Genomic DNA, 21,812 nt, shown 5'->3' with positions numbered 1-21,812 from the left:
CAATCTTGAATTATTGATCATTCGCAAACTGCAATATACCGTACACCATTTCCCAGGCTTTTTGATTGATATAATTTAGCGTCCCGTCGGGTCTGACTGGTTGTTGAATATTCACCGTCCAGAATTGGGTCATAGGTCCACCAACCGAGCCACCATCATATATCGGACCAAGTTTGCTGAAAAACTTCTCTCCCTTTGATAACAATATTTCAAATTCTACAGACTCACTTTTTATTTGCGTGTTTATTTCCTCGGTGTATATTCTAGTGTTAACTATTGTCGCAGGCATATAATCAGGCTCCCTAGCTGTCCAGACATATCGCTCCCAGCTCTCCGGGCTTGGCAGCGTCTCCATAGCATCAAGCCTGTAGCTGCAAGTTCTGACCAAGCGCCCGCCGGAATCAAGGGCCATTAAATTAAGCACATGGGTAGCGGCATATCTTGGGGTCAAGGTCAATGTCGTTGTCGCCACAGAAGAGAAACCCAACTCAGTAGTACCCAACAAAGCCTCCAGCCCGCTGGATTCGGTGATAAGCAAGACGCTTCCGGTGTAACCGTTCCTAGGAGTGACGATCACCGTGGTCTGTTTGCTTCCCCAAGGAAGAAACGTGTAATAGGTGCCCCCATAATTGTATATTCTATAAGCAGTATATGTCTCGACGCGTGTTCTGGGAACCTGCCTCAGGGTAACTGTGTAGATCTCCTTCACGTTTCTTATATTTCCCTCCCGGAGTTTGGCTGGATCATTAAGAAAATCAGGCTTGGTTGAAGAAGATCTGACCACCCATGTCTCATAGGGCACACGTCTGGTTAAAGTCTGGGTGGTGTACCTCACCGAGTAACCAACGAAAACCTGTCGCGTCGAATACACTGGAACAGGCAGATACAGCCAGCCAAACTTAGCCCACGTCCATCCGGAAACGTACGTCTCAGTTCTATACATCGGGACGGGATACGAAACCCGCACCGTATAGGTCTCCGTCCGGTAAACTGTAATTCTCTCCTCCCACGTGTAACCGGTGACGGTCCTTTCCTCGATTACGTCATAAACTGGATTTCCCTTCTCGTCCAAGACCGGAACGGTGCGCTGGGCGAGAAAAGGTACCGATCGCCTGCCGGCGTAACTGTAAGCCATGTAGCCTCGGGTCAGGCTTCCGTAACTTTCCGAAAGCTGTAGGTCAAAGGGGTTGTATTTTAGCTCAATGGTCAGGTGCTTGTTCTCCCCAAATTTTACAGAACCGCTGACGGCCTTCGGATCATAACCGGTAGCGGCTATATTTAACGTATAATTATGATCGCCGTCCTCAGCCACCATGATCATAAATTGACCGTTGGCATCGGTTCTAGCTTGGTACTTTGAGCCAGTGTCCATCTCAGCGGCGACAATAGCTCCCACCACCGGCCGTCCTGTGTCGGCATCGACAACCTCGCCCCAAATGACCGTCAAATTTCTCTCGATGGTGAACTGAATCTCCCGGCGATTCAGGCCTTCAGCGGCTGCCGGAGCTATCAGCGTCAGCGTGAAAGCTAAACAAATCATGGTAGCTAAAAAGATCCGAAGCCCGCTCGGATCCCTCAGGCGATCAGCCTCCTTTTTTATCTGCTCGCCACGATTTAAGAACTCGAAGTTTCAAAGTTTGAGATAGCGAAAACGTGTGTTTCCCGCTGAGATTTTGTGGCGCGGTTGCTTATATAATGGAAAAATCGAACAACAGAGGCCAGACAGCAAGCGTTATACGGCAGACTAAAATAGTGGATTTCCGAGAGGTGAAAAGGGGCCCGTGGCGCAGCATGGCTAGCGCGTTCGGCTGATAACCGGAAGGTCGAGGGTTCGAATCCCTCCGGGCCCACCATATTTGATTTGCTGATTCACAGACAAATGTCCATTAAGATGTAAAAGGCCTGCCGATATTTTGCCTGAGCGGATAAAAATCATCTTTTGATGTCAGCCCAATTTCCGTCGAGATTCGGAAATGTGCCGGGTATGTAACTAGAAATCGGGACTTTTTTAAATTGGAAGGTTAACATACTGTTAAAAGAAGGCGTAATTTACCACACGGTTTGCCCAATCACCATCAAATTAATTCTGAAACAGCTTTCATTATTTTTTCTTCTAATCTGTGGAGATGTCTCCAGACTGCAGGTTTGCTTATATTTAACTGATCCGCAATGTGGTCAAGTGAAACTTTCCTTTTTGCATCATAGTAACCCATCGAATACGCGATCTTGAAAATATACTTTTGTTTCGCGCTCAGCGAGTTTATTGCCTCTTTAAGACTGATTTGCATGATACTATCTTCCCACGATTCAACTGGATAGGTCTTCAATAGCTTAACTTCATATCCCTCATTGTTCAGTCTATCGATAACAGCTTTGATCACCGCTTCCTCCTTATTGTATACCACCCACTCCTCATATCCCTCTTTAAAGAGCACTATATCTGCGTGATGACAACCTAAATTCTCAATAATCGATTTCACGCTCTTAAGTTTTCTCGAATAGTTGACGACCGCAGACATGACCGTAGTGTCCTTGGTTTTAGATATCATCTCTAACTTGCGAGTTAAGGGATGGCTTTTAAAAGCATGAAAATACTTATTTCTTTCTTTTTCATCCCCAACGATCTTACAAAGAAACTTGTTTTTTTCATCGGGAAATCTTAACTGGGAAAATGTGTATGCTTCTATTTTTGGAAACTTCTCAGTTACATCTGAAAAGGGACAGCCGCGGTGCCTTATTCTAAGGATGGCCACTTTTATCATTTTTTTCGCTTTTATTATGTTAACATGTTAATTTAAAGTTTTTTGTATTATCTGAAGCACTACATATTGATAAAATGAAAGGACTACTACGAGTCGACCTTGACAAATGTAGCGGATGCAGAACTTGTGAGATGGCGTGCTCCCTTGCTCACGCGGGTGAGTTCAACCCCCTCAAATCCAGAATAAAGGTAGTAAGGAGGAAGATGGAGGGGGTTTTTGTTCCGGTCCACTGCTTGCAGTGTACCAACATGCCCTGCGCAAAGGTATGTCCTGTTGATGCTATTTACAGGGACGAGAAGACCTGGGCGGTGCTCATAGATTACGAAAAATGCATCGGATGCGGCGAATGTGCCCGAGCGTGCCCGTTTGGGGCCATAACGCGCGACCCTGATACAAAGCAGGTTATAAAATGCGATCTGTGCGGAGGCAATCCAAAGTGCGTTGAGTACTGCATAGACAAGGCGATTCAGTTATTGCCATTTGAAAAGGTTGAGGGACATAAGAGACTTGCCCACGCGGAAAAGGTAGCATGCTCTTATCTGAAGGAAAAAGAGGTGGAGGGGATTATTTGAGGTATGCTGTCCCGGAAAACATTCTAAGAGTCGACCTAACAAGAAAGAAGGTTGTTAAGCAACACTTGCCTGATGAACTCGCCAGAAATTACTTGGGAGGAAGAGGGGCAAATGCCAAAATCTTATGGGACGAACTAAAAGCCGGGGTGGATCCGCTCAGCCCGGAAAATATACTCGTCTTTGGCATTGGCCCAGCAAACGGTACCTTGGCGCCTGCCTCCGGTAGGTACAATGTCTCGGCGAAATCTCCACTGACCGGATTTTTCGGGGACGCGAACTCAGGCGGTCACTGGGCCGCTGATCTGAGGTACGCTGGTTACGGCAACCTCGTTTTCTACGGCAGGGCGGAAAAGCCAGTTTATCTCTGGATAGACGATGACGATGTCGAATTTAGGGATGCGACTCGGCTGTGGGGGAAAGACACCTGGGAAACCGAGGACATGATAATTGAGGATCTTGGTGATCCTGAAATAAAAGTCGCCTGCATCGGTCCAGCTGGTGAGAACCTAGTCAGATGCGCCTGCGTGATGAATGAAAAAACTAGAGCGGCGGGCAGGACTGGTATGGGTGCGGTGATGGGCTCGAAAAACCTAAAAGCGATAGCCGTGAGAGGCACCAAAGGCGTCAAGGTGGCGGATCCCGAGGGGCTCTTCGAATTTAGGAAAGAAGCGAACGCCCTGATTTCAACTGATCTTTTCTACGAACTCTACGCAAAATACGGAACACCTGGGCTAATGACCATTTACAATGAGTTCGGGGCGCAGACACACTACAACAGCAAAGAAGGCTACGTGCAAAAAACTGAAAACACCCTTTACGGAGAGGTCTACCTAGAAAAGGTTGTCAAACACGTTTCCGCATGCTTTTCATGTCCATTGCATTGCAGCGCGATTTATTCTGTGGGTTCCGGTCCGTACAAATGCGTGGGCGAAAGCTGCGAGTATGAAAATCTTACAGCCTATGGCTCAAGGTGCGGCAATTACAACTTGGAGTCAGTTGTTTATGCTTCCACACTTGCCGATAAGCTAGGGATGGACACCATTTCATCTGGTGCGACGATTGGTTTTGCTATGGAGTGCTGGGAGAAGGGACTTCTGGATGAAAAAAGCACCGAGGGGCTAATCCTCGAGTGGGGGAACGCAGATGCAATAATCGAAGCATTGTGGCGAATGGCTTATAGAAAGGGGAAATTCGGAAATTTGCTCGCCGAAGGCACAAAAAGAATGTCGGAGAAAATCCCTGGATCAGAGAAGTTCGCCATTCATATAAAAGGTCTTGATACCCCTGCAGTGGATCCAAGAGGCATGATGACCTACGGTGGTCTGGGATATGCCGTTGCGAGCAGAGGAGGAGACCACTTAAGGGCACTTGCAGCACTTGGTTACTCTTTACCGGGCAAGGCGAAGGAGCTGTTCGGCAGTGAGGAAGCTGCGGACAGGTTTTCCATTAAGTATGCGGCCCCAGTGGTAAAGTTCCACGAGGAGATGAGAGCAATTGTTGATTCCTTGGACATTTGTAAGTACATCACCAGAACTGCGCTGCTTCTTCCGGAGATTATGGCCAAGCTCATAAACGTGCTCACGGGCTGGGGAATTGACAGAGCTGGTGTCTTGAAGATCGGTGAGAGGATAGTCAACTTGGAAAGGGCATTTAACGTCAGAGAAGGGCTCACGAGGAAAGATGACACGCAGCCAGAAAGGTTCCTCAAAGAGCCATTCAAAAGCGGGCCCTCGGCCGGCCATGTGGTGAATTTGAAGCCAATGCTTGACGACTACTACAGATTGAGGGGCTGGGATTTAGAAACGGGCTTCCCCACGAGAGGAAAACTTGAGGAACTGGGATTGTCCGATGTCGCTGGAGAACTGAAAAAAATGGGTAAACTTGCGGAGTGAGGGGATAAATATGGTGAAAATAGAAGCGAGATATCTGCTTATGTTCTACAGGTACACCAACAAGTGGAAGGAGATAATTGAGATAGAAAAAGAAAGGCCAACCGTTAGGGACTTCATCGAGGAACTGAGAAAGCGATACGGGCAAAAGATAATAGACGCCCTCATAGATCCAAAGACAGGCGATGTAAGGTACGAACCTGATCTGGCAGAGGGTAAAAAGGCGGTCAGAATTCTGGTCAACGGAAGGATGAGCTGGTGGCTCAAGGGCTTGGACACGGAGCTAAAGGACGGAGACATCGTCCAATTATTCGGGTAGATGGTGAACATGCCGAAGGTCAGGGTAAAATATTTTCTAACATTCAAAGACATCACAGGCAAGATGGAAGAGGAAATAGTTCTAGATGGCGAGGGAACCGTAGACGAGCTTTTAAAGCTCTTAATTAAAAAATACGGAAAAAAATTTGAACGCTCAATTCTCGATGAAAAAGAACAACTGAGCCCGTACCTAAAGATACTTGTAAACGAAAAAGAAGCCGGTCCCAAAGCAAAACTTGAGGAAAATGACGTGGTTTATATACTCTTTCCACCATCAGGAGGAAAAGGTAAGTGAACTGCATGGCAGACATAAGCGTGGATTTTGCCGGGGTGAAACTTGCGAACCCGATAATTCTGGCTTCGGGCGGGCCAGGATGGGATGGAGAGCACCTTAAAAGGTGCGCAAAGGCAGGTGCAGGTGGATTAGTGCCAAAGTCCATAGGTCCGCCAGCGAGGTGGCTGCAACATCCCCGCACGGGAAGGATGGCCCTTGTAAAAGTAGGCAAAACAGTGATAGGCATGATAAACCTTGAGCTGTTTTCAACCCTACCATTGGAGCAATGGATCGAAAAAGAGCTGAGGATAGCTGCTGAGGGCGGGGCTCCGATAATTGCGAGTGTAGTGGCGGATCCTGAGCCCGCAAATACAGCAAAGGTTGCTAAACAAGTTGTCGACACCGGCTATGCATCGATGATAGAGGTGAACGTTTCATGCCCGATGCCGGTTGAAAAGGTCGGGATGCACATTGGCAGAGATCCAAAACTTGTAGCCGAGCAGATAAAAGCAGTCAAAGAAGCTATAAGTTTGCCAGTGAGCATCAAACTTTCGCCAAACTTCGCTTACATACCTGAACTAGCCAAAGCGGCGGAACAAGCGGGTGCTGACGCAATAACTGCCACGAACTCCGTTCAAGGACTCTACGGCGTTGACGTTGAAACAGGAAAACTTGTTTTACCCGCGTTCGGTGGATACTCGGGACCAGCTATTCGACCCATAACGCTTAGATGTGTTGCCCAAGCGGCTAGGGCTACCAAGATACCGGTTTGCGGTATAGGTGGCATCTCAAGCTGGAGGGATGTTGTAGAATACATCATGGTTGGGGCCACGACTGTGCAAGTTTGTACCGCTGTTATGTGGAGAGGGCTGGGAGTTTTTAAGGAACTCGCTGACGGTCTTAAATCTTTCATGGAGAGGAAGGGCTACGAAAGAATTGAAGACTTCAGAGGGATAGCGCTTAAAGATTTAACTACAGTAGAAGAGTTGGCGCAAAGAAAACCCGTGCATGCAAGCGTGAATGAGGATCTGTGTACTGGGTGTGGTGTCTGCGAGAGGGTCTGTTCCTATGACGCAATTAAGGTAGTAGAAGGAAACGCCAAAGCGAACCAAGAGCTATGCGATGGCTGCGGCCTCTGCAAAGCTTGGTGTCCGGTGGAGGCAATCGATCTTATTTAGATCTTGGTGTATTGTTTGGTTAAGGAAGAAATGAAAAAAGCAATCCTTGACACCATAGATCAGGGAAGGGAAGAAATAGTTGCCTTTCTGCAGGAATTAATCTCTTTCCCAAGCGTCACTGGTGAAGAAAAGTGGATACAGGAGTTCATCGCGAGTAGACTCAGCGAAATGGGACTAGAGATAGATGTCTGGGAACCTGATTGGGAGCAGCTGAAAAAACATCCCGGTTACGTGCAGGTCGATCAAGGTTATGAAGGCAGACCTAACGTTGTTGGTGTATTGAAAGGGCGCGGTGGCAGATCTCTCCTTTTGAACGGACATGTCGACGTCATCCCTGCTAATCCAAGCGCATGGAAGCACGACCCGTGGCGTGGCGAGATAGTGGGAGACAGGCTTTACGGCAGGGGGGCCTCCGACATGAAAAGCGGTCTGGCTGCGATGACAATGGCCTTAGATTGCCTGCTTAAAGCGGGGATAAGACCTAAAGGCGACATCATTCTGGAGTACGTGGTTGACGAGGAGAGGAGCGGGCACGGCACTTTGGCATGTGTACTGAAGGGCTATAGGGCCGACGCCGGCATCTGCTGCGAGAGTAGTGATTTAAATATTCAGCCGGCATGTATTGGCAGGATTTGGTTTGAAATCATAGTTAAGGGTAAGCCGGCAGGAATAGCTAGGAGATGGGAGGGAGTAGATGCCATTGAAAAAGGCTACAAAGTTACTCAGGCGATACTTGACCTTGAAAAAATAAGAATAAACGAGCTGAAACATCCTTTATATCCCGACAATCGCGGGGCGCTACCATGCTCGGTTGGGGTCTTTGACGCGGGTGAATTTCCCAGCTCTTTGGCCGATAGGTGCGTGCTCAGGGGAAGCATGGCAACCCTGCCTGGTGAAGACTCTGAGGAGGCGAAAAAGCAGCTTGTCGAACAGGTTCAAAATATGGCTAAAACAGACCCCTGGCTAAGAAATAATCCCCCTGAGGTGAGGTTTAAGGGATATTTTGCTGAGCCGGCTGAAATTCCGGCCGATCATCCCATCTGCAGAACCTTGGCTACCGCGTTTAAAGACGTAACCGGCAAAGAGGCGATGGTGAGCGGGAGAGAGGGGGCTGCAGACACGCGCTTTCTCATCAAATACGGGATGACGCCGACCGTGATCTTCGGCCCGGGCAAAACCGCGCAAATGCACGCGACCGACGAATGGGTTAGCATAGAAGACGTCATCACCGCGGTTAAAACTATTGCTTTAACAATGGCGGATTGGTGTTGTTAAGCAAAAATACCATGAGCTGGCAGTTTATATTTAAATTTCCTATTTCTTTCTTTTTTATCGTTTCGTAGACCAAAAGTGCCACAGATATTAACTATTAAGGGGTTGTTGCAAGACCTTAATATGTTTACCTCTACTATTTTAAGTTATTCTTAATAAAACAAATCTGGAGGTGGTTAAAAACGAAAGGGAAAACCAAAGTTGTTATTACAGTAGTTATCATTGTCGTTGCACTGATTTCAATCGGATTTTACTTCATTACTACCAGTAGAGGTGAGATTCCTATTGGGATGGTTGCCCCTATTAGTGGGACATTTGCCGAAGCTGGCAAATGGGCTGTCAATGGTGCCCAATTAGCTGTGGAAGAGTTAAATGCGAGCGGCGGGGTGTTAGGAAAACAATTACGCCTAATAGTCCAAGATGAAGGACAAAGTACAGATACGGCTATTTCTGCTACCCAAATGCTTGTACAACAGGAAGAAGTTAAATTTTTGATAGGGCCTTATTGGAGCGGTGACGTTGCAGCTGTACTTCCTTTGACAAGTGCTAATAAGATTATCCAAATATTGACAGTTTCCAGTATGGATGCGCTGATGGTATCACCGCAGAACGCGTATCTATTCAGAGTAACTCTACCTGACAGCGGTTACGCGAGAGCTATAGTGGAATGGTTAAAACTAATAGGTGCCAAAACATACTCGTACTTAGCAGAAGATTATAAATATGCTCATGAGGTGGGGAATTTCGCTAAAGAATTTGCATCCCAAACAGGCATTCAATGCGTGTTCGAGGGTTACTATCCTGGCACCGCTACAGATTATACAGTCCCTATCAATCAAGTAGTGGCCGTTAAACCTGATGCAACTGTTGTCATAATGGAGGGTGTCAATGGAATAGACTTTCAGAAACAGTATTCGATGAATAAGGAAGCTTCAAAAATTCCTGTTCTTCACTTTGAAACGTTGCTGATTGATTCGAGGCAAGCATCCTCAGTTGAGGCCGCAATGCCTGGAGGCATGAATTATGTTTTCGTGGGCGTGACGTCAACAATGACTAACAGGGCGGCTGTGAGATCATTTGGGGATAAATTAAAGAGCAAGTATGGGATAGACTACAACCACTATTCTGCTGATGCATATGATGGAGTGATGGTGCTAGCTCAGGCCATAAAAAGTGCTGGATCGCTGGACCCAGACGCTGTAGCTGCTGCGTTAATGAAAACTGATTGGTCTGGAGTAGGAGGAAGAAGAGCTTTTGAATCCAATCACAATCCAAAAGTTGGATTAGAGTATATCTGCGGCACGATTTACCAAGTGTTTGTTGAGGGAGGAGCTATTAAATATAAAGTGGTTTGGCCACCAGCAATTGCTGAAACTAGCCCAATTAATCCAGCCACTGAGACGGTGTTTGCAAAATGATTTCTGCAGAACTAATTTCGTCTCTGCTTGCAGGCATAGCTTACGGATTAACATTAAGTCTAATCGCGGCAGGGCTTTCTCTGATCTATGGTGTGATGAAAATAGTAAACACTTCTCACGGCGCATTCTACATTCTAGGTGGCTTTTTTTGTTTTTCTTTTATTTATTTTTTTAATCTTCCCTTATTCATTTCTATATTGCTTACGGTCATAGTGACCTTTGCAATAGCGGCGGGGGTAGTTTATTACGTTCTCCCCACTAATTTGAGGGTGACCACAGACCCAGATGGACAAAACACGGTAATGATAACTTTTTTAGCTCTTGCGACGATAACAGAATATTTACTGCTCTTTGTATTTGGGGGTAGCTCCGTAGCAGTTCCAAGCATAGTACTAGGTTCGCTAGAAGTGATCCCAGGCGTATTTATAATTAATCAATTACTTCTCGTGTCCATCGTATCGTTGTTCATTTACCTTTTACTTTATCTATTTCTTAAATACACAAAGCTTGGAAAGGGAATTTATGCATTCGCTCAGAATCAGGAGCTAGCTGAGGCGTTGGGTCTTAGCGGCGGATTATTGGCTTGCATAACTTTCGGTATAGGTTGCACACTTGCATCAGCTAGTGGAGCACTGTTAGCTTCTGTTTTCAGCGTAAATTCGGCTGCCGGTTGGAGCGTGCTTCCGTTAGCTTTTGTGATAGTTACCTTGGGAGGTATAGGAAATATATTTGGGAGTCTAATCGGAGGGCTAATATTTGGACTCGTTTACTCTGTTGGATTGTTTTTTATTCAAGCATATGCAATTGTGATAGTGTTATTAGTGATGTATTGTATTTTGCTAATCAAACCTACTGGATTACTTGGTGGTCTGGTTGAACGTGTTTGAAAAGCTAAAACCATATGTAAATAAGGGGAAATTAAGTTTATCCGTAATTCTTGGGTTGGCTATAATCTTTGTATTCTCTTTTTTCACAGGTTTTAGCTATTTGTGTTATACCTTTATGTATTTAATTTCCTACTTGGTGCTTAGTGTAAGCTGGTACATCCTATACACCTATTCGGGGCAATTGAGTTTGGGCCATGCCCTGCCTTTCGGAATAGGTGCCTTTAGTCTTATGATCTTTTTATCCAAGTTCAATTTTCCTCCTATAGTTGCATTAATTTTAGCTCCCATATTAGCGGCCGTGATAGGCGGAACAGTTGGCTTAACAACTATCAGATTGAGGCCGGCATATCAAGGGATTGCTATTTTGATTGCCTCTCAAGTTGCTTTTTGGATATCGTTGTTACAAGTCGGTGAAGAAGGCATCTCCATCGGCACACAGATTTTAGCTGTAGGTCAGGTTTATGCAATCGTGTTTGTAATATTTTTGATTTGCACGTTGACAATATTCTTCGTGGAGAATTCCAGAATTGGTATAAAACTGAAGGCAATTAAAGAAGACGGGTTAGCTTCAGAATCGCTTGGGATAAACGTTACTTACTTTAAAGTGTTAATTTTCTTTGTGAGTTCATTTTTTGCAGGATTGGGAGGAACTTGTTTTGCGCTCTATACCTCTCATGCAGACTACACAATATTTTCAATTCCTAATTCATTCCTGCCGATAGCAATGGTTGTCGTTGGGGGGAGCAATGAATTGGCTGGGTGCATCCTTGGCTCGGTCATAATAAGTATTTTGATGAGGTATTTGCCAATAAAGATTGGTTTGCCTTGGACATACATTATTTACGGGGTTCTAGTAATATTGGTTTTAAAAATTTATCCTGCTGGCATGCTCGGGGCCATTAAGAAAGCATTAGGTAAACAACGAATGGGGGGATGAGTATTATAAATGTAGAGTCAGTGACAAAGAAATTCATTGGGGTGACCGCGCTTTCGAAAGTTTCTATTGATATAAAAGAAAATAAAATATTTGGCTTAATAGGGCCGAACGGGTCTGGCAAAACTACCTTATTAAATGTTATAAACGGTTTCCTTAAACCAGAGGAAGGCCAAGTCAAAATAAAAGGTAAAAACACGATTGGGCTAAAACCGCATGAGATCGCGCGGATGGGAGTTGGCAGGACTTTCCAGTTTCCAAGAGTGTTTTCTAAATTATCTGTAGAAAGCAATATCTTAGTTAGCAATCCTTCGCTAGAAAACACTAAGAAACTTAACGAATTGTTGCAAATGTTCGACCTAATGGCAGTGAAGAACAGATTAGCTTCAGATTTAGGTTATGGGCAAAAGAAAATGTTGGAATTAGCGAGAGCCATGGCAACGGATGCTTGGATACTTTTGTTAGATGAGCCTTTGGGCGGTTTGGATTCAAAAAGTATAGAAAAGATGCTAAATTGTATAAAGGATATTAATGAACAGTACGGAAAAGTTATTTTGGTAGTGGAACATAACCTAGATCAGCTCTTCTCTATAGCGGACTATGTGTATGTGCTTCACGGAGGGAAGAAAGTAGAAGAAGGAACTCCAAGAGAGATAAAATCAAGTAAAATTTTGCATGATGTTTACTTTAGGGGGTTTTAGGTGCTCGAAGTTACTAACATCAGAAGCGGATACGGAGGCTCCGAGGTTCTTCATGGAATAAACCTAAAAGCAGAAAGAGGCAAATTTACGCTTGTAATTGGCCCTAACGGCGCGGGTAAGACTACCCTTCTCAGAACTATCATGAACATATTAAAACCTTACGAAGGTGAAATAATTTTTGAAGGAAAAAGTTTAAAAAAGCTAAGTCCGAGTAATATAATAAAATCAGGAATTTTCTACGTCCCCCAAGGCGCTATGGTATTTCCTGACATGACTGTAAGGGAAAATTTGGAAATTGCTGGGCGTTATTTGAAAAATAAAGCCGAATTTAAACAGAATATTCAAAAAGTTCACGAAATTTTCCCAATATTAAAAGATAGAGAAAAACAAAAAGCTGGTTTTCTAAGCGGAGGAGAAAGACAAATGCTGAACATAGCCAGAGCTGTTGTTTCCGGTGCTAAATTGATTTTACTAGATGAACCTTCCTTAGGTCTGGATATAGGTAAACGAAGTCTAATAGCAGAGGAATTAAAGCAGTTGAAAAAAAAGGGCTATAGTTTTCTTGCAGTTGAGCAAGTTTTAGGAGACATAGCAAAGTTAAGTGATCGAGTTTATGTGCTTTCAGCAGGCGAGATAAAATATCGAGGCGATAACAGTATTTTAAACAGACCAGACAAGTTGGCCTCCTTATTCTTTGGTTGACGCCAAAAAAAGGAATAAGAATTTGCGCAACTCCAAAGGAGGAGTATGATCTTAAAGTTGCTTTTGCTATTGAATGTCTTGATGAAAACAAGGCGTGTGGTGAGATAAACCATAAGGCTATGGAAATAGCTAAAGCCTATTGGGAGACAAAAAGTTACAAAATCCTAATTGAATATAATTCTTGATCCTGCCGCCAGAACCGGTACAGCTCGGTTATTTTTTCTCCGCAGTTTCTAGGTCCAAAAATGGTTCCTTCGAGGATTTCAAACACAAAATTATGTTTTCAGCAACGCTCATGGGAGGCACGAGCATAAAGTGCTGGTGAACCATCCCTATTCCTAAATCGATCGCGTCCTTCGGAGACGTTACGTTCACTTTTTTCCCACGAACGTATATTTCCCCTTCATCTGGCTGATATAGACCATATAAAACATTCATCAATGTCGTTTTCCCAGCGCCATTTTCCCCTAGCAAGGCGTGAATTTCTCCAGCCCTGACCTCAAAATTCACATGATCGTTAGCAACCACGCCAGGAAATTTCTTCACGATGTCCTTCATCTCTACGACAATCTCATTCTTTCTCTCCGAACGTGTCTGTCTTCTTGCTGGGGTCTTTTTACCAAAAATCTTGGTTTTCTTTTTCTTAGCCAAGCTAACGACCCTCGCTTAAATTCTCGTCCACTTTCTTTTAAATATTTTAGTTAACGAACCAAAAAATTAGGAATTCGATAGAAAATATCCGGGCTTTTTCAAAAATTAACTACCATAGGGTAAAAATAGTAAGCGCATTCGGCTTATAACTTGATAGTCCGAAATTCGAACCTTATGTTTTTAAAATCAAAAGAATTTTAAGCCACAAAAACTGAGGAGCAATTCCTACTTATGCACTCTCCCCCTTATCTCGCGCCAAGAAAGCCCTTTTAGCGCCAGCTCGGCTATTTTCACCGCGTCTACTGCTTTGTCGCCGAAGACGCTGTTTTCAAAGGTCTCCACATATTCTTGGTTAACTGCTCCACCGCCGCAGGCGAGCGTTGTGCTCAATCCTTCCTGCTTCAATCTTTCCACCAGCTTCGGGAAGGCCGTCATCGTAGTGGTCATCAAAGCCGTTCCCATCACCAAAAGCGGTTTATTTTTCTTGGTCTCCTCGACAACCCTTTCCACCGGGACATCCCTCCCCAAGTCAATGACCTCAAACCCGTTCGCGTTCAGAAGAGCCGAAACAATATTCTTACCGATGTCATGGATATCACCCTCCGCCACGTGGGTGATGATCTTGGCCTTCCTAGTCGCGGCCCGTCCCATCTTTTTCTCGCACAGCGAGATACCTGCCTGCATGGCATCAGCGGCATTTACCACCTCAGGAAGGAAGTAAACACCATCCTCCCACATCTTGCTCACGATGGTCATCCCCGCGGTCAATCCATCGGAAATGACCCTCAGCGGCTCCAGCTTTTCCAAGGCAGCACGGACCGCGGCTTCAACCGCTGCGGAATCGCCCCTAACTACCGCTTTGGCAACATCGGCCAGCTCAGCAACTACTGGCAACAAGGACTCATATATCGGTGGGCCTGCTCTCACTACCCCGTACTTAGTGAAGATCTTTCCCAAATCAACTTCCCTTGGCGCCACTGCTTCCACCCTTCCACCGTAGCGCTGCACCTGAAGAACCATCTGCTTTATATTTTCCATCGGCGTTGCCGGCGCCAAACTGCATCCGGGAGCAACCAAATCCACGCCGCCATCGATCGCTGCCCTCACCGCCGCCTCCACCGCCGAACTTCCTTTTAACATCAGATCGCTGACAGGGTCAATGTTGCCAATGATTGCTGTTTTACCGCGGGCGCTGCGGATGGCAGTAGCGAGATCCGTCTCCTTAGCTATGCTCAGACCATCGGCACCGACCTCGACCACATCGGAAACCATTTTGGTTATATTCCCGCACATGTGAATGACCACGATGTTTTTGATCCTCTCCACCAGTTTTTTAAGCGGCTCCATGGCTACGGCGCGGAACGCCTTGCTGCCAAGCTGGGAGGAAAACATGTCCTCGATGATTATGATATCAGCCCCTCTCTTTGTCAATTCGTTCGCGTACTCGACCAGCGGATCAACCAGCGCCGACAGGACTTCCGAACTCTCTCTCTGCCGGGTGATGGTCCACTTCAACATGTCGCTGGGGTCGAAGATCTGTGTCGCAATTGAAAACGGACCGATTATCCCTGCCATCACCGGCAGGACATCGCCAAATTTTTCAGAGAGCTTTTCGACAGCTCCGAGTACCACCGGCACTCGTCCCAGTTCTAGGAAATTTTCAGGTATCTTCAACTCCGAGAAATCATTCAAGTGCCCCACGATGGCTGGGATCTCCGCCTTGATCTCCATCCTCCCGCCAAGGGCCTCGGCTTCAACAGCTTGATCAAACGGGACCCTTGCCGTCTCCAGACCCGTCAGTGTGTATGCCGCGCTGGCGAGCTTCGCCATTTTATCCGCGTCTAGGTGGGCCTCCGGCCAGCCCACACCTATCGCCTGCATCTGGTCGTGCGTGGCCGTCTGACAGACCGCCGTGGCCGGAATTCTGTCAACCCTTCCGCCCAGAAGTGCCGAAATTACCCGCTTCTTTGGTGTAAAGCTCATAACATCACCTCAAAGACCATAATTCTTCGGATTGAAGCCCGGAACCAGTTTACGGTAAATATCAAGACAAGCGGAGGTAAACTTATCCCCATCATCGGGAAACTCGGAAAGCGCCACAATTGCTTTTTCCAGAGACCTGCGCTCCAGATCAGAAAGCTGGAGCTTCTCCTTATTTTCCTCGATTATTCTCGTCGCCTCCAACATGGCTGACTTTGTCCTCAGATAACTGTCCTTAGAATTTTCCACGATGGTTTTGCCTATGCGGTAGGCATTTTCCGGGGCCAAAATGAGCGCCTGCGGATCACGGTACCTGTCCGAAAGGGCAAGCAGATCTCTGAGCTTCAACTCGTTGCCGGTGGCCAACGCGGCGTTAAAGAGGGCAACATCATAACCCAGTATCTCCGTGAAGACTTGGGGTGTGCTTCCGCCGAACATATCACCATATTGGACGGCCTCGTTGGACCAAAGGTCGCAAGCCACAGCGGCGATGTTGCCCAAGAGGCTCGAATGCGCGCAGGCCGAGCTCTTTCCTTCTTGGGAAATCGGCCGGCCGGTAACAGCTTTTATTATCACTCCCTCATAACCGCAATCCTTATCCGGTCCGGTTGCGCCCGACTCGAAGGCCACTAACGACCTAGATGCCCCGGCAGCCCTAACGATCGCGGCGATGGTGTGGGGTAACTCATTGCTCCTGTAGCCCCCGGCTAAGAACATGGCCGTGTTGGAGCGCGCGCAGTCGGTGTCGCCGCCGGGTATGACGTTGTTCTTTCTGGCTATGCCGACAATATTTTCCCAGAGGAACTGCATATCCTGGCAAGCGAGAACCCCCAGCGAGAAAAGGATGCCCCTCACATCTTGTCTCGCTATCGCATAATCGAAAACCTCCTTCCCGCCCAGCGATTCAATTGCCAGAACATCTGCTCCTGACTCGGCACAAAGCTCGAAGGACTCAATAACCTTATTGAACTCCGCTCCTTCCCTCATATCGAGCTCCGTCTTCCTAATGTCGGCAATGGTCTGCCTCAGTGCGCACCTTATGCCGTGCTCCTCATGATATTTCTCCAACAGTTCCTTCTGCAGTGCGGTTATCTCAGCGCCCCATTTCGGATTGCTCGTCATCTGAACCACATGCTCCGTCTCAAGTTGCACGGCAGGTAGCCCGACGTCAATGGCCCGGTCGAGGATATCCTTAGTTATCGTTTCGTACTCTTTTTTCAGCGAAGTTAGGCTCTGTTCTTTGCCTGGTCGCGGAGAATACTTCAGCTCTGGGATCACTGAACCACTGCCCACCTCCAACCCCAAGCCATATCTCAAAGGATACTTAGCCCGGCCGAAGACGAGCTCCTGCGGAGACCCCAGCTCCATTCGGGTAAAGGTTTTTATGTGAACACCCATAACAGTGTTATAAAAGTCATTTATATGTCTTTCGCAGCAGGTGCCCGCACAAACCAGTTTAACCTGCATGCGAACAATGGTTAATGGGGCGGCACCGATGTCAATAGAAAATAAAGAACAACGGCTAAAGTCATGCATCAAAGCCTGCGAGAGCGCGGTCATCGCCTTCTCCGGAGGAGTTGACTCTTCTCTGGTGTGCGCGGTTTCACACGAGGTCTTGGGGGACCGAGCAGTGGCTATCACGGCCATTTCACCCACCTATCCTCCTGGGGAGCTGGAGAGCGCCAGATCCGTGGCGAAGTGGATCGGTATCAGGCTGCTGGTGATCAAGACAAATGAACTGAAAAATCCTGAATTCTGCAGGAACCCCCCCGAGCGTTGTTACCACTGCAAGCGGGAGCTCCTCGAAAGGCTGGAGAAAATCAGGAAGAAGCTCGGTTTCAAACATATCTTCGACGGCACCAACCGCGATGACCACCGAGATTATCGACCGGGATTACGTGCGTTAAGGGAATTCGGAGTGATCAGCCCGCTCGCGGAAGCCGGGCTAACGAAAAATGAGGTCCGAAAGCTGGCCTTGAGATATGGGCTGCCCAACGCGGAAAAGCCAGCCAGCCCCTGCTTAGCCTCCAGAATACCTTTCGGCCAAGAAATCACCGCGGAAAAACTTAAACGAATAGCCCGTGGCGAGGAGTTCCTCCGCTCGCTGGGCTTCCGCGTGGTCAGGGTCAGGGATCACGGAAACTGGGCGAGGGTGGAGGTGGGTAAGGAGGAGCTGGACCGTGCCAAAGAGCTTGAGGAGAGGATAATCTCCGCTCTGAAGGCAATGGGCTATCCAACCGTTGCCATCGACAGAGGCGGCTATAGAATGGGTGGAGCAAACCTTTAAGTAAGGAACGACGTTATTTGGTGGGAGAAAATGCCGACCTTTGAACCATCTGGGGAAAAGGAAGTCACCCGAGCCATAGTTGAGGGCTTCATGAGGGACTTCCATCGCTATGCCGAGAGCGATATTATTGTGGTAGGCGGAGGACCGAGCGGGCTCATGGCGGCCAGAGAACTGGCGCGGCGCGGTGTGGCCACGTTGGTGATTGAGCGCAACAACTACCTCGGCGGCGGTTTCTGGATTGGCGGTTATTTGATGAACAAGGTCACCGTGCGGGCACCGGCCCAGAAAATCCTCGAGGAGCTGGGAGTGCCCTTCACTGAATCTTCCAAGGGACTCTATGTGGCTGACGGCCCCCACGCCTGCTCCAGACTCATCGCTGCCGCCTGTGACGCCGGGGTCAAAATTCTGAACATGACGCTGATCGATGACGTCATCCTGAAGGAGAAGGGACGCGTCGGTGGTGTGGTCGTCAACTGGACCCCAGTCTCGGCGCTGCCCCGGGAGATAACCTGCGTCGATCCCGTGGGGCTGGAGAGCAAGCTGGTCATCGACGCCACTGGTCACGACGCGGCTGTGGTGAGGATGCTGGAGAAGCGCGGGCTGCTCAAGGTCCCGGGCTACGGGGCCATGTGGGTCGAACGCTCCGAGGACCTTGTTGTCGAGCACACGGGCGAGGTTTATCCGGGGCTGATTGTCACTGGGATGGCAGTATCGACCGCCTACGGGCTGCCCAGAATGGGACCAACTTTCGGTGCGATGCTGATGAGCGGAAAGCGGGCCGCCGATGTCGCCTATGAGAAGCTCAGAGAAAGCGGCTAAAATTCTGCCCAGAATCCATCTCTATGAGGACAGGTCTTCGAAAACCCTCAATCTTGGGGAGATCTCTGAGTACTTGGCCGAGAAGTTGGGTCATGTCTCGGTGGATATAAGGGAACCGCTCTTTTTCCAACGCGATGGTGTTGCCCTCAGAGAGCTAGCTCGAGCCATGGCGCGGGCAAGAATTCGCGACCCGATGAAAAAAGAATCTTTCCTTGAACCACTTCCCGGAGAAATCAACCTGGAGCTGAAGCTGTTGCAGAACCCGGAGCAGCGACTCCTCGGGCTCCTCTACGACGGTGTTGCCCTCAAGAGCCTAGCTCTGAGGCTGATCCCCGAGGAGGAGAGGACCCAAAACCACCTGCACCTCATCTTCACCAACCGGCTCTTCGGAACTTGGGAAGATGCCGACGCGAGATACCACGCCCGGGTGAGCCTCTACAGCTTTCCCTGCCTGATATCGACGACCGGAATCGTGGAGGCGCCGGCCAAGCCTAGGGAATTCTACGCGCTGAGGCAACATTACCTAGCTCTGGGAGCCATCGCCTACGAGGAGCTGAAGGAGAGGTTCCGCGGCCGCTTCATCGACTACGATGATGAGAGGCTCACCGAGGTGATGAAGGGCTACGTTATGCAGGCGCTGTTCTACCACCTGACCTCCAACCCCTTCTGCGAGATCAAGACCTGCCGCCTCTACAACGCCCATTGGCAGGAGGAGGTCATCTTGGCGCAGCTGGGGCCAAAGGAAAGCGAGTTCTGCGAAACCCACTCTAAAATGCTGAGGGAATTGAGATCGGTTTGATTTTTTCTATCGGATACACAAATAATGTCGAGTGGGGAATTGTCTTTTTCAAGCTTCCAAAGGATCCGCTGTCAATCGGGGAGTTGACAGTCTCGTCGACTAAACCAGCTTTTCCAAATACGCCCTAAAGTCCTCTTGGAAGGTTCTCACCTCTAACACGTTGTTCATCTGCTCCCTGATGAGTTCCTCCAATTTCAGGATTTTCCACAGGGAGTCCACCTTCGCGGGCTGTGCTTGGGTACGCGGGTGCTTTGGAGTCGCATAGCAGCAGCCGGCGTGGACCTCGTGCCAGATACCGAGCCTCTTCGAGATCTGTTCAATCTCGACCTTGTCCATGCCGAGCAGCGGGCGTAGCACCGGGAACTTCAGCCCAGCCGTGGTGGCCCAGAGGTTGGACAGCGTCTGCGAGGCCTTCTGACCCAGCACCTCCCCCGTGACAATTCCCGAGGCACCCTCCTTCTGGCAAACCATCTCGGCCACCCGAAACATGCCGCGCCGACACTCTAGGCAAGCGTAGCTCCTCTCCTGACCGCCCATTATCCTTCGCAGGATCTTCGCCCAAGGATAGACGATGAGCTTCTCAAAATCGACCTTTCTCTTCAGATCCTCAAGCACCCTCATCGCGACCATGAATGTGTCCTCGCAGGTATAGGGATAAAGGCAGAAATGAAGCGGCAGGACTTCATACCTCCTCGCGGCCAGCGCCATCGCCACCGGCGAGTCGATGCCACCGGAGACCAGACAGACCACTTTTTCCCTAGGCATGGACCTCGAAACTTATTAAATAAACATCGTTATATTATCTTGCGTGCCGGGGTAGCCAAGCGGTTAAGGCGGTGGGCTGCAGTGAAATCCGCTGAAACCCGCTATTCGTCGGTTCAAATCCGGCCCCCGGCTCCACCAAATGAGAAAGATAATCCGACAAACTAGTTAACGGCCGAAAATCTTTCAAACCTCAGGTTTTCAACACGCGTAAAGTAAATCACATCCTCTATCCCTCAGTATTCCCAGAATTTAATCCTGCGCTTAATTTTCATTTTGGTTAGCGAAGTGGCTAAGGATACACAATATCGAAGAGGTTTACGTCCTCCACTGTATCAACAACTTGGGGAGATTTTGTAGTGGTGGGCACAACTACAGAAAAGAGAATTTTGCTCGGAGACCACGTATCGAAAACTTTTCCACCGGTTGAGGCCTTGGGTGAGGAGACTGCCGGAATGATGATCGCAATTTTGGAAATGGGAGCAGTAACTATTCTGATAATGATACTGCTCAAGCCACACGTTTCAAGAGCAAAAAACGAGTCCCCTTGGGTTCAAAAAAAGAAAATTTTAAATTGCTGAAGAAAGAGTACTTTTGTGCCGAAGCTGAAAAACAAGGAACAAAAAAGGAGAAAAATAAAGACAGAACCCAAGGTTATTCCTGAACGGGTTGCCGGGAGTGGGTTTGATAGAATCGAGCCCGGTGAACACTTATGCGGATTTTATCAAGACGCTGACGAAAAATTCTCCATCCTCACCCAATTCTTCCGCGCCGGCCTTCAAAACCACGAGAAATGTATCTATATCCTAGATGAAAGCAGCAAGGAGGAAGTCATTCAAGCATTCAACAAAGCGGGCGTCGACCTCAAGAAGCACCTCAGGTCAAAACAATTCGAATTGCTCTCGAGCGAGGAAACCTATCTTCATGGGGGTTATTTTGATCCTGACCGAATGGTAGAGCTGCTAAAACAGAACGAAAACAAAGCCATCAAAGAAGGCTATCATGGGCTGAGGATTTCCGGGGAAATGACTTGGGCCCTGAAAAAGCCTACCGGTGCCGAAAGGCTCGTTGAGTATGAGGCGAAGCTGAACTACTACTTTCCAAAAAGCAAGGTCTCGGCGATCTGTCTATATAATGAGAAAAAATTCGACCAAAAAACATTGCTCGAGATTATTTACACACATCCCAAGATTATCATGCAGGGCTCCATTTATGAAAATCACATTTATATACCTCCAGCTGATTTTCTGCCGATGAGGAGCGGCAACATCACTAGGGAACTTGTCGAAAACGTCAAGATGAACATAATCAGGATGGCAGAGCAGAGAAGAAAGCGCGAATTGGCAGAACTGGAACTAAAAAGAAGCGAAGAGCGCTACCGGACGCTGGTCGAGACGATGAACGATGGGTTGGCTTACGTGGACGAAAACGGCGTCATCCAGTATGTCAACCAGAAGTACTGTGAGATGATGGGTGTTTCAAGGGAGGAGGTAATTGGCCGGCGCGTGACCGACTTTCTCGACGATGAAAATAGAAAGATCTTTGAAGAAAACTTCAAAAAGGCGCTGAGGGGGGAGAGGTGCGTTTACGAGCTCGTGAGGCTCAGA

Annotated in this window: 21 protein-coding genes, 2 tRNA genes and 1 pseudogene; 18 read left to right on the top strand and 6 right to left on the bottom strand. The window is 47.8% G+C overall.

From position 1 onward, the window contains the following. Window positions 1-10 precede the first annotated feature (10 nt). A complete protein-coding gene (locus tag QXT02_RS03700; RefSeq protein ID WP_342812002.1) occupies window positions 11-1,540 on the bottom strand; it encodes a carboxypeptidase regulatory-like domain-containing protein in 1,530 nt (509 codons plus the stop codon). A 235-nt stretch (window positions 1,541-1,775) separates the two neighbouring features. Here QXT02_RS03700 and QXT02_RS03695 point away from each other — a divergent pair. Further along, window positions 1,776-1,853, top strand: a tRNA-Ile gene (locus QXT02_RS03695). Window positions 1,854-2,075: 222 nt separating this feature from the next. On the opposite strand, the gene QXT02_RS03690 is transcribed toward QXT02_RS03695, so the two are convergent. After that, window positions 2,076-2,762: a helix-turn-helix domain-containing protein gene (locus tag QXT02_RS03690; RefSeq protein WP_342812001.1), complete on the bottom strand. Its 687-nt coding sequence runs from the start codon at window positions 2,760-2,762 to the stop codon at window positions 2,076-2,078. Window positions 2,763-2,836: 74 nt separating this feature from the next. Between QXT02_RS03690 and QXT02_RS03685 the strand changes: the two genes are divergently transcribed. The 11 genes from QXT02_RS03685 to QXT02_RS03635 all read left to right on the top strand — a co-directional run bounded on the left by QXT02_RS03685 (window position 2,837) and on the right by QXT02_RS03635 (window position 12,907). Beyond that, window positions 2,837-3,334: a 4Fe-4S dicluster domain-containing protein gene (locus QXT02_RS03685; protein ID WP_342812000.1), complete on the top strand. Its 498-nt coding sequence runs from the start codon at window positions 2,837-2,839 to the stop codon at window positions 3,332-3,334. Beyond that, a complete protein-coding gene (locus tag QXT02_RS03680; protein WP_342811999.1) occupies window positions 3,331-5,226 on the top strand; it encodes an aldehyde ferredoxin oxidoreductase family protein in 1,896 nt (631 codons plus the stop codon). Before QXT02_RS03685 ends, QXT02_RS03680 begins: the two co-directional genes overlap by 4 nt. 10 nt (window positions 5,227-5,236) lie before the next feature. Beyond that, window positions 5,237-5,542: a MoaD/ThiS family protein gene (locus QXT02_RS03675; RefSeq protein ID WP_342811998.1), complete on the top strand. Its 306-nt coding sequence runs from the start codon at window positions 5,237-5,239 to the stop codon at window positions 5,540-5,542. Between the two features lie 9 nt (window positions 5,543-5,551). After that, window positions 5,552-5,836 carry a MoaD family protein gene (locus QXT02_RS03670; RefSeq protein ID WP_342811997.1) on the top strand — a complete coding sequence of 95 codons (285 nt, stop codon included), beginning with the start codon at window positions 5,552-5,554 and terminating at the stop codon, window positions 5,834-5,836. Window positions 5,837-5,841: 5 nt separating this feature from the next. Next, window positions 5,842-6,993: a 4Fe-4S binding protein gene (locus QXT02_RS03665; protein WP_342811996.1), complete on the top strand. Its 1,152-nt coding sequence runs from the start codon at window positions 5,842-5,844 to the stop codon at window positions 6,991-6,993. A gap of 15 nt (window positions 6,994-7,008) precedes the next feature. Beyond that, window positions 7,009-8,268, top strand: a complete 1,260-nt coding sequence (locus tag QXT02_RS03660; protein WP_342811994.1) for an ArgE/DapE family deacylase — start codon at window positions 7,009-7,011, stop codon at window positions 8,266-8,268. 152 nt (window positions 8,269-8,420) lie between these two features. After that, entirely contained in the window at window positions 8,421-9,683 is a 1,263-nt protein-coding gene (locus tag QXT02_RS03655) for an ABC transporter substrate-binding protein (RefSeq protein ID WP_342812093.1), read from the top strand. Next, window positions 9,680-10,570 (top strand): branched-chain amino acid ABC transporter permease, encoded by an 891-nt coding sequence (locus QXT02_RS03650; RefSeq protein ID WP_342811993.1) that lies wholly within the window; start codon window positions 9,680-9,682, stop codon window positions 10,568-10,570. The genes QXT02_RS03655 and QXT02_RS03650 overlap by 4 nt, the downstream gene beginning before the upstream one ends. Continuing rightward, window positions 10,563-11,507 carry a branched-chain amino acid ABC transporter permease gene (locus tag QXT02_RS03645; protein ID WP_342812092.1) on the top strand — a complete coding sequence of 315 codons (945 nt, stop codon included), beginning with the start codon at window positions 10,563-10,565 and terminating at the stop codon, window positions 11,505-11,507. Before QXT02_RS03650 ends, QXT02_RS03645 begins: the two co-directional genes overlap by 8 nt. Continuing rightward, entirely contained in the window at window positions 11,504-12,205 is a 702-nt protein-coding gene (locus tag QXT02_RS03640) for an ABC transporter ATP-binding protein (RefSeq protein WP_342811992.1), read from the top strand. Before QXT02_RS03645 ends, QXT02_RS03640 begins: the two co-directional genes overlap by 4 nt. After that, the gene (locus tag QXT02_RS03635; RefSeq protein WP_342811991.1) at window positions 12,206-12,907 is read left to right on the top strand and encodes an ABC transporter ATP-binding protein; all 702 of its coding nucleotides are present in this window, start codon (window positions 12,206-12,208) and stop codon (window positions 12,905-12,907) included. Between the two features lie 219 nt (window positions 12,908-13,126). Here the strand turns inward: QXT02_RS03635 and QXT02_RS03630 are convergent. The 3 genes and pseudogenes from QXT02_RS03630 to QXT02_RS03620 all read right to left on the bottom strand — a co-directional run. Then, a pseudogene (locus QXT02_RS03630) lies at window positions 13,127-13,465 on the bottom strand (ATP-binding cassette domain-containing protein); the annotation flags it as partial. Between the two features lie 318 nt (window positions 13,466-13,783). Beyond that, a complete protein-coding gene (locus QXT02_RS03625; protein WP_342811990.1) occupies window positions 13,784-15,541 on the bottom strand; it encodes an MtaA/CmuA family methyltransferase in 1,758 nt (585 codons plus the stop codon). A gap of 9 nt (window positions 15,542-15,550) precedes the next feature. Next, window positions 15,551-17,005: a methyltransferase MtaB domain-containing protein gene (locus tag QXT02_RS03620; RefSeq protein ID WP_342811989.1), complete on the bottom strand. Its 1,455-nt coding sequence runs from the start codon at window positions 17,003-17,005 to the stop codon at window positions 15,551-15,553. A gap of 28 nt (window positions 17,006-17,033) precedes the next feature. Here QXT02_RS03620 and larE point away from each other — a divergent pair, with 28 nt between their 5' ends. The 3 genes from larE to QXT02_RS03605 are packed head-to-tail and all read left to right on the top strand — an operon-like array spanning window position 17,034 to window position 19,443. Beyond that, the gene (larE, locus tag QXT02_RS03615; protein WP_342811988.1) at window positions 17,034-17,825 is read left to right on the top strand and encodes an ATP-dependent sacrificial sulfur transferase LarE; all 792 of its coding nucleotides are present in this window, start codon (window positions 17,034-17,036) and stop codon (window positions 17,823-17,825) included. A 30-nt stretch (window positions 17,826-17,855) separates the two neighbouring features. Further along, a complete protein-coding gene (locus QXT02_RS03610; protein WP_342811987.1) occupies window positions 17,856-18,644 on the top strand; it encodes a sulfide-dependent adenosine diphosphate thiazole synthase in 789 nt (262 codons plus the stop codon). After that, window positions 18,619-19,443 (top strand): DUF6775 family putative metallopeptidase, encoded by an 825-nt coding sequence (locus tag QXT02_RS03605; protein WP_342811986.1) that lies wholly within the window; start codon window positions 18,619-18,621, stop codon window positions 19,441-19,443. Before QXT02_RS03610 ends, QXT02_RS03605 begins: the two co-directional genes overlap by 26 nt. Window positions 19,444-19,542: 99 nt before the next feature. On the opposite strand, the gene QXT02_RS03600 is transcribed toward QXT02_RS03605, so the two are convergent. After that, the gene (locus QXT02_RS03600) at window positions 19,543-20,208 is read right to left on the bottom strand and encodes a hypothetical protein (RefSeq protein ID WP_342811985.1); all 666 of its coding nucleotides are present in this window, start codon (window positions 20,206-20,208) and stop codon (window positions 19,543-19,545) included. A gap of 45 nt (window positions 20,209-20,253) precedes the next feature. Here QXT02_RS03600 and QXT02_RS03595 point away from each other — a divergent pair. The 3 genes from QXT02_RS03595 to QXT02_RS03585 all read left to right on the top strand — a co-directional run. Then, window positions 20,254-20,343 (top strand) — tRNA-Cys (locus QXT02_RS03595). A gap of 296 nt (window positions 20,344-20,639) precedes the next feature. Further along, window positions 20,640-20,786, top strand: a complete 147-nt coding sequence (locus tag QXT02_RS03590; RefSeq protein ID WP_342811984.1) for a hypothetical protein — start codon at window positions 20,640-20,642, stop codon at window positions 20,784-20,786. A gap of 15 nt (window positions 20,787-20,801) precedes the next feature. Continuing rightward, a partial coding sequence (locus tag QXT02_RS03585) for an MEDS domain-containing protein (protein ID WP_342811983.1) occupies window positions 20,802-21,812 on the top strand: 1,011 nt, incomplete at its 3' end.

Source organism: Hadarchaeum sp. (SeqCode) (assembly GCF_038871235.1).
In the GTDB taxonomy this organism is placed as follows: domain Archaea; phylum Hadarchaeota; class Hadarchaeia; order Hadarchaeales; family Hadarchaeaceae; genus Hadarchaeum.
This window is presented reverse-complemented; position numbering and strand designations above follow the sequence as displayed.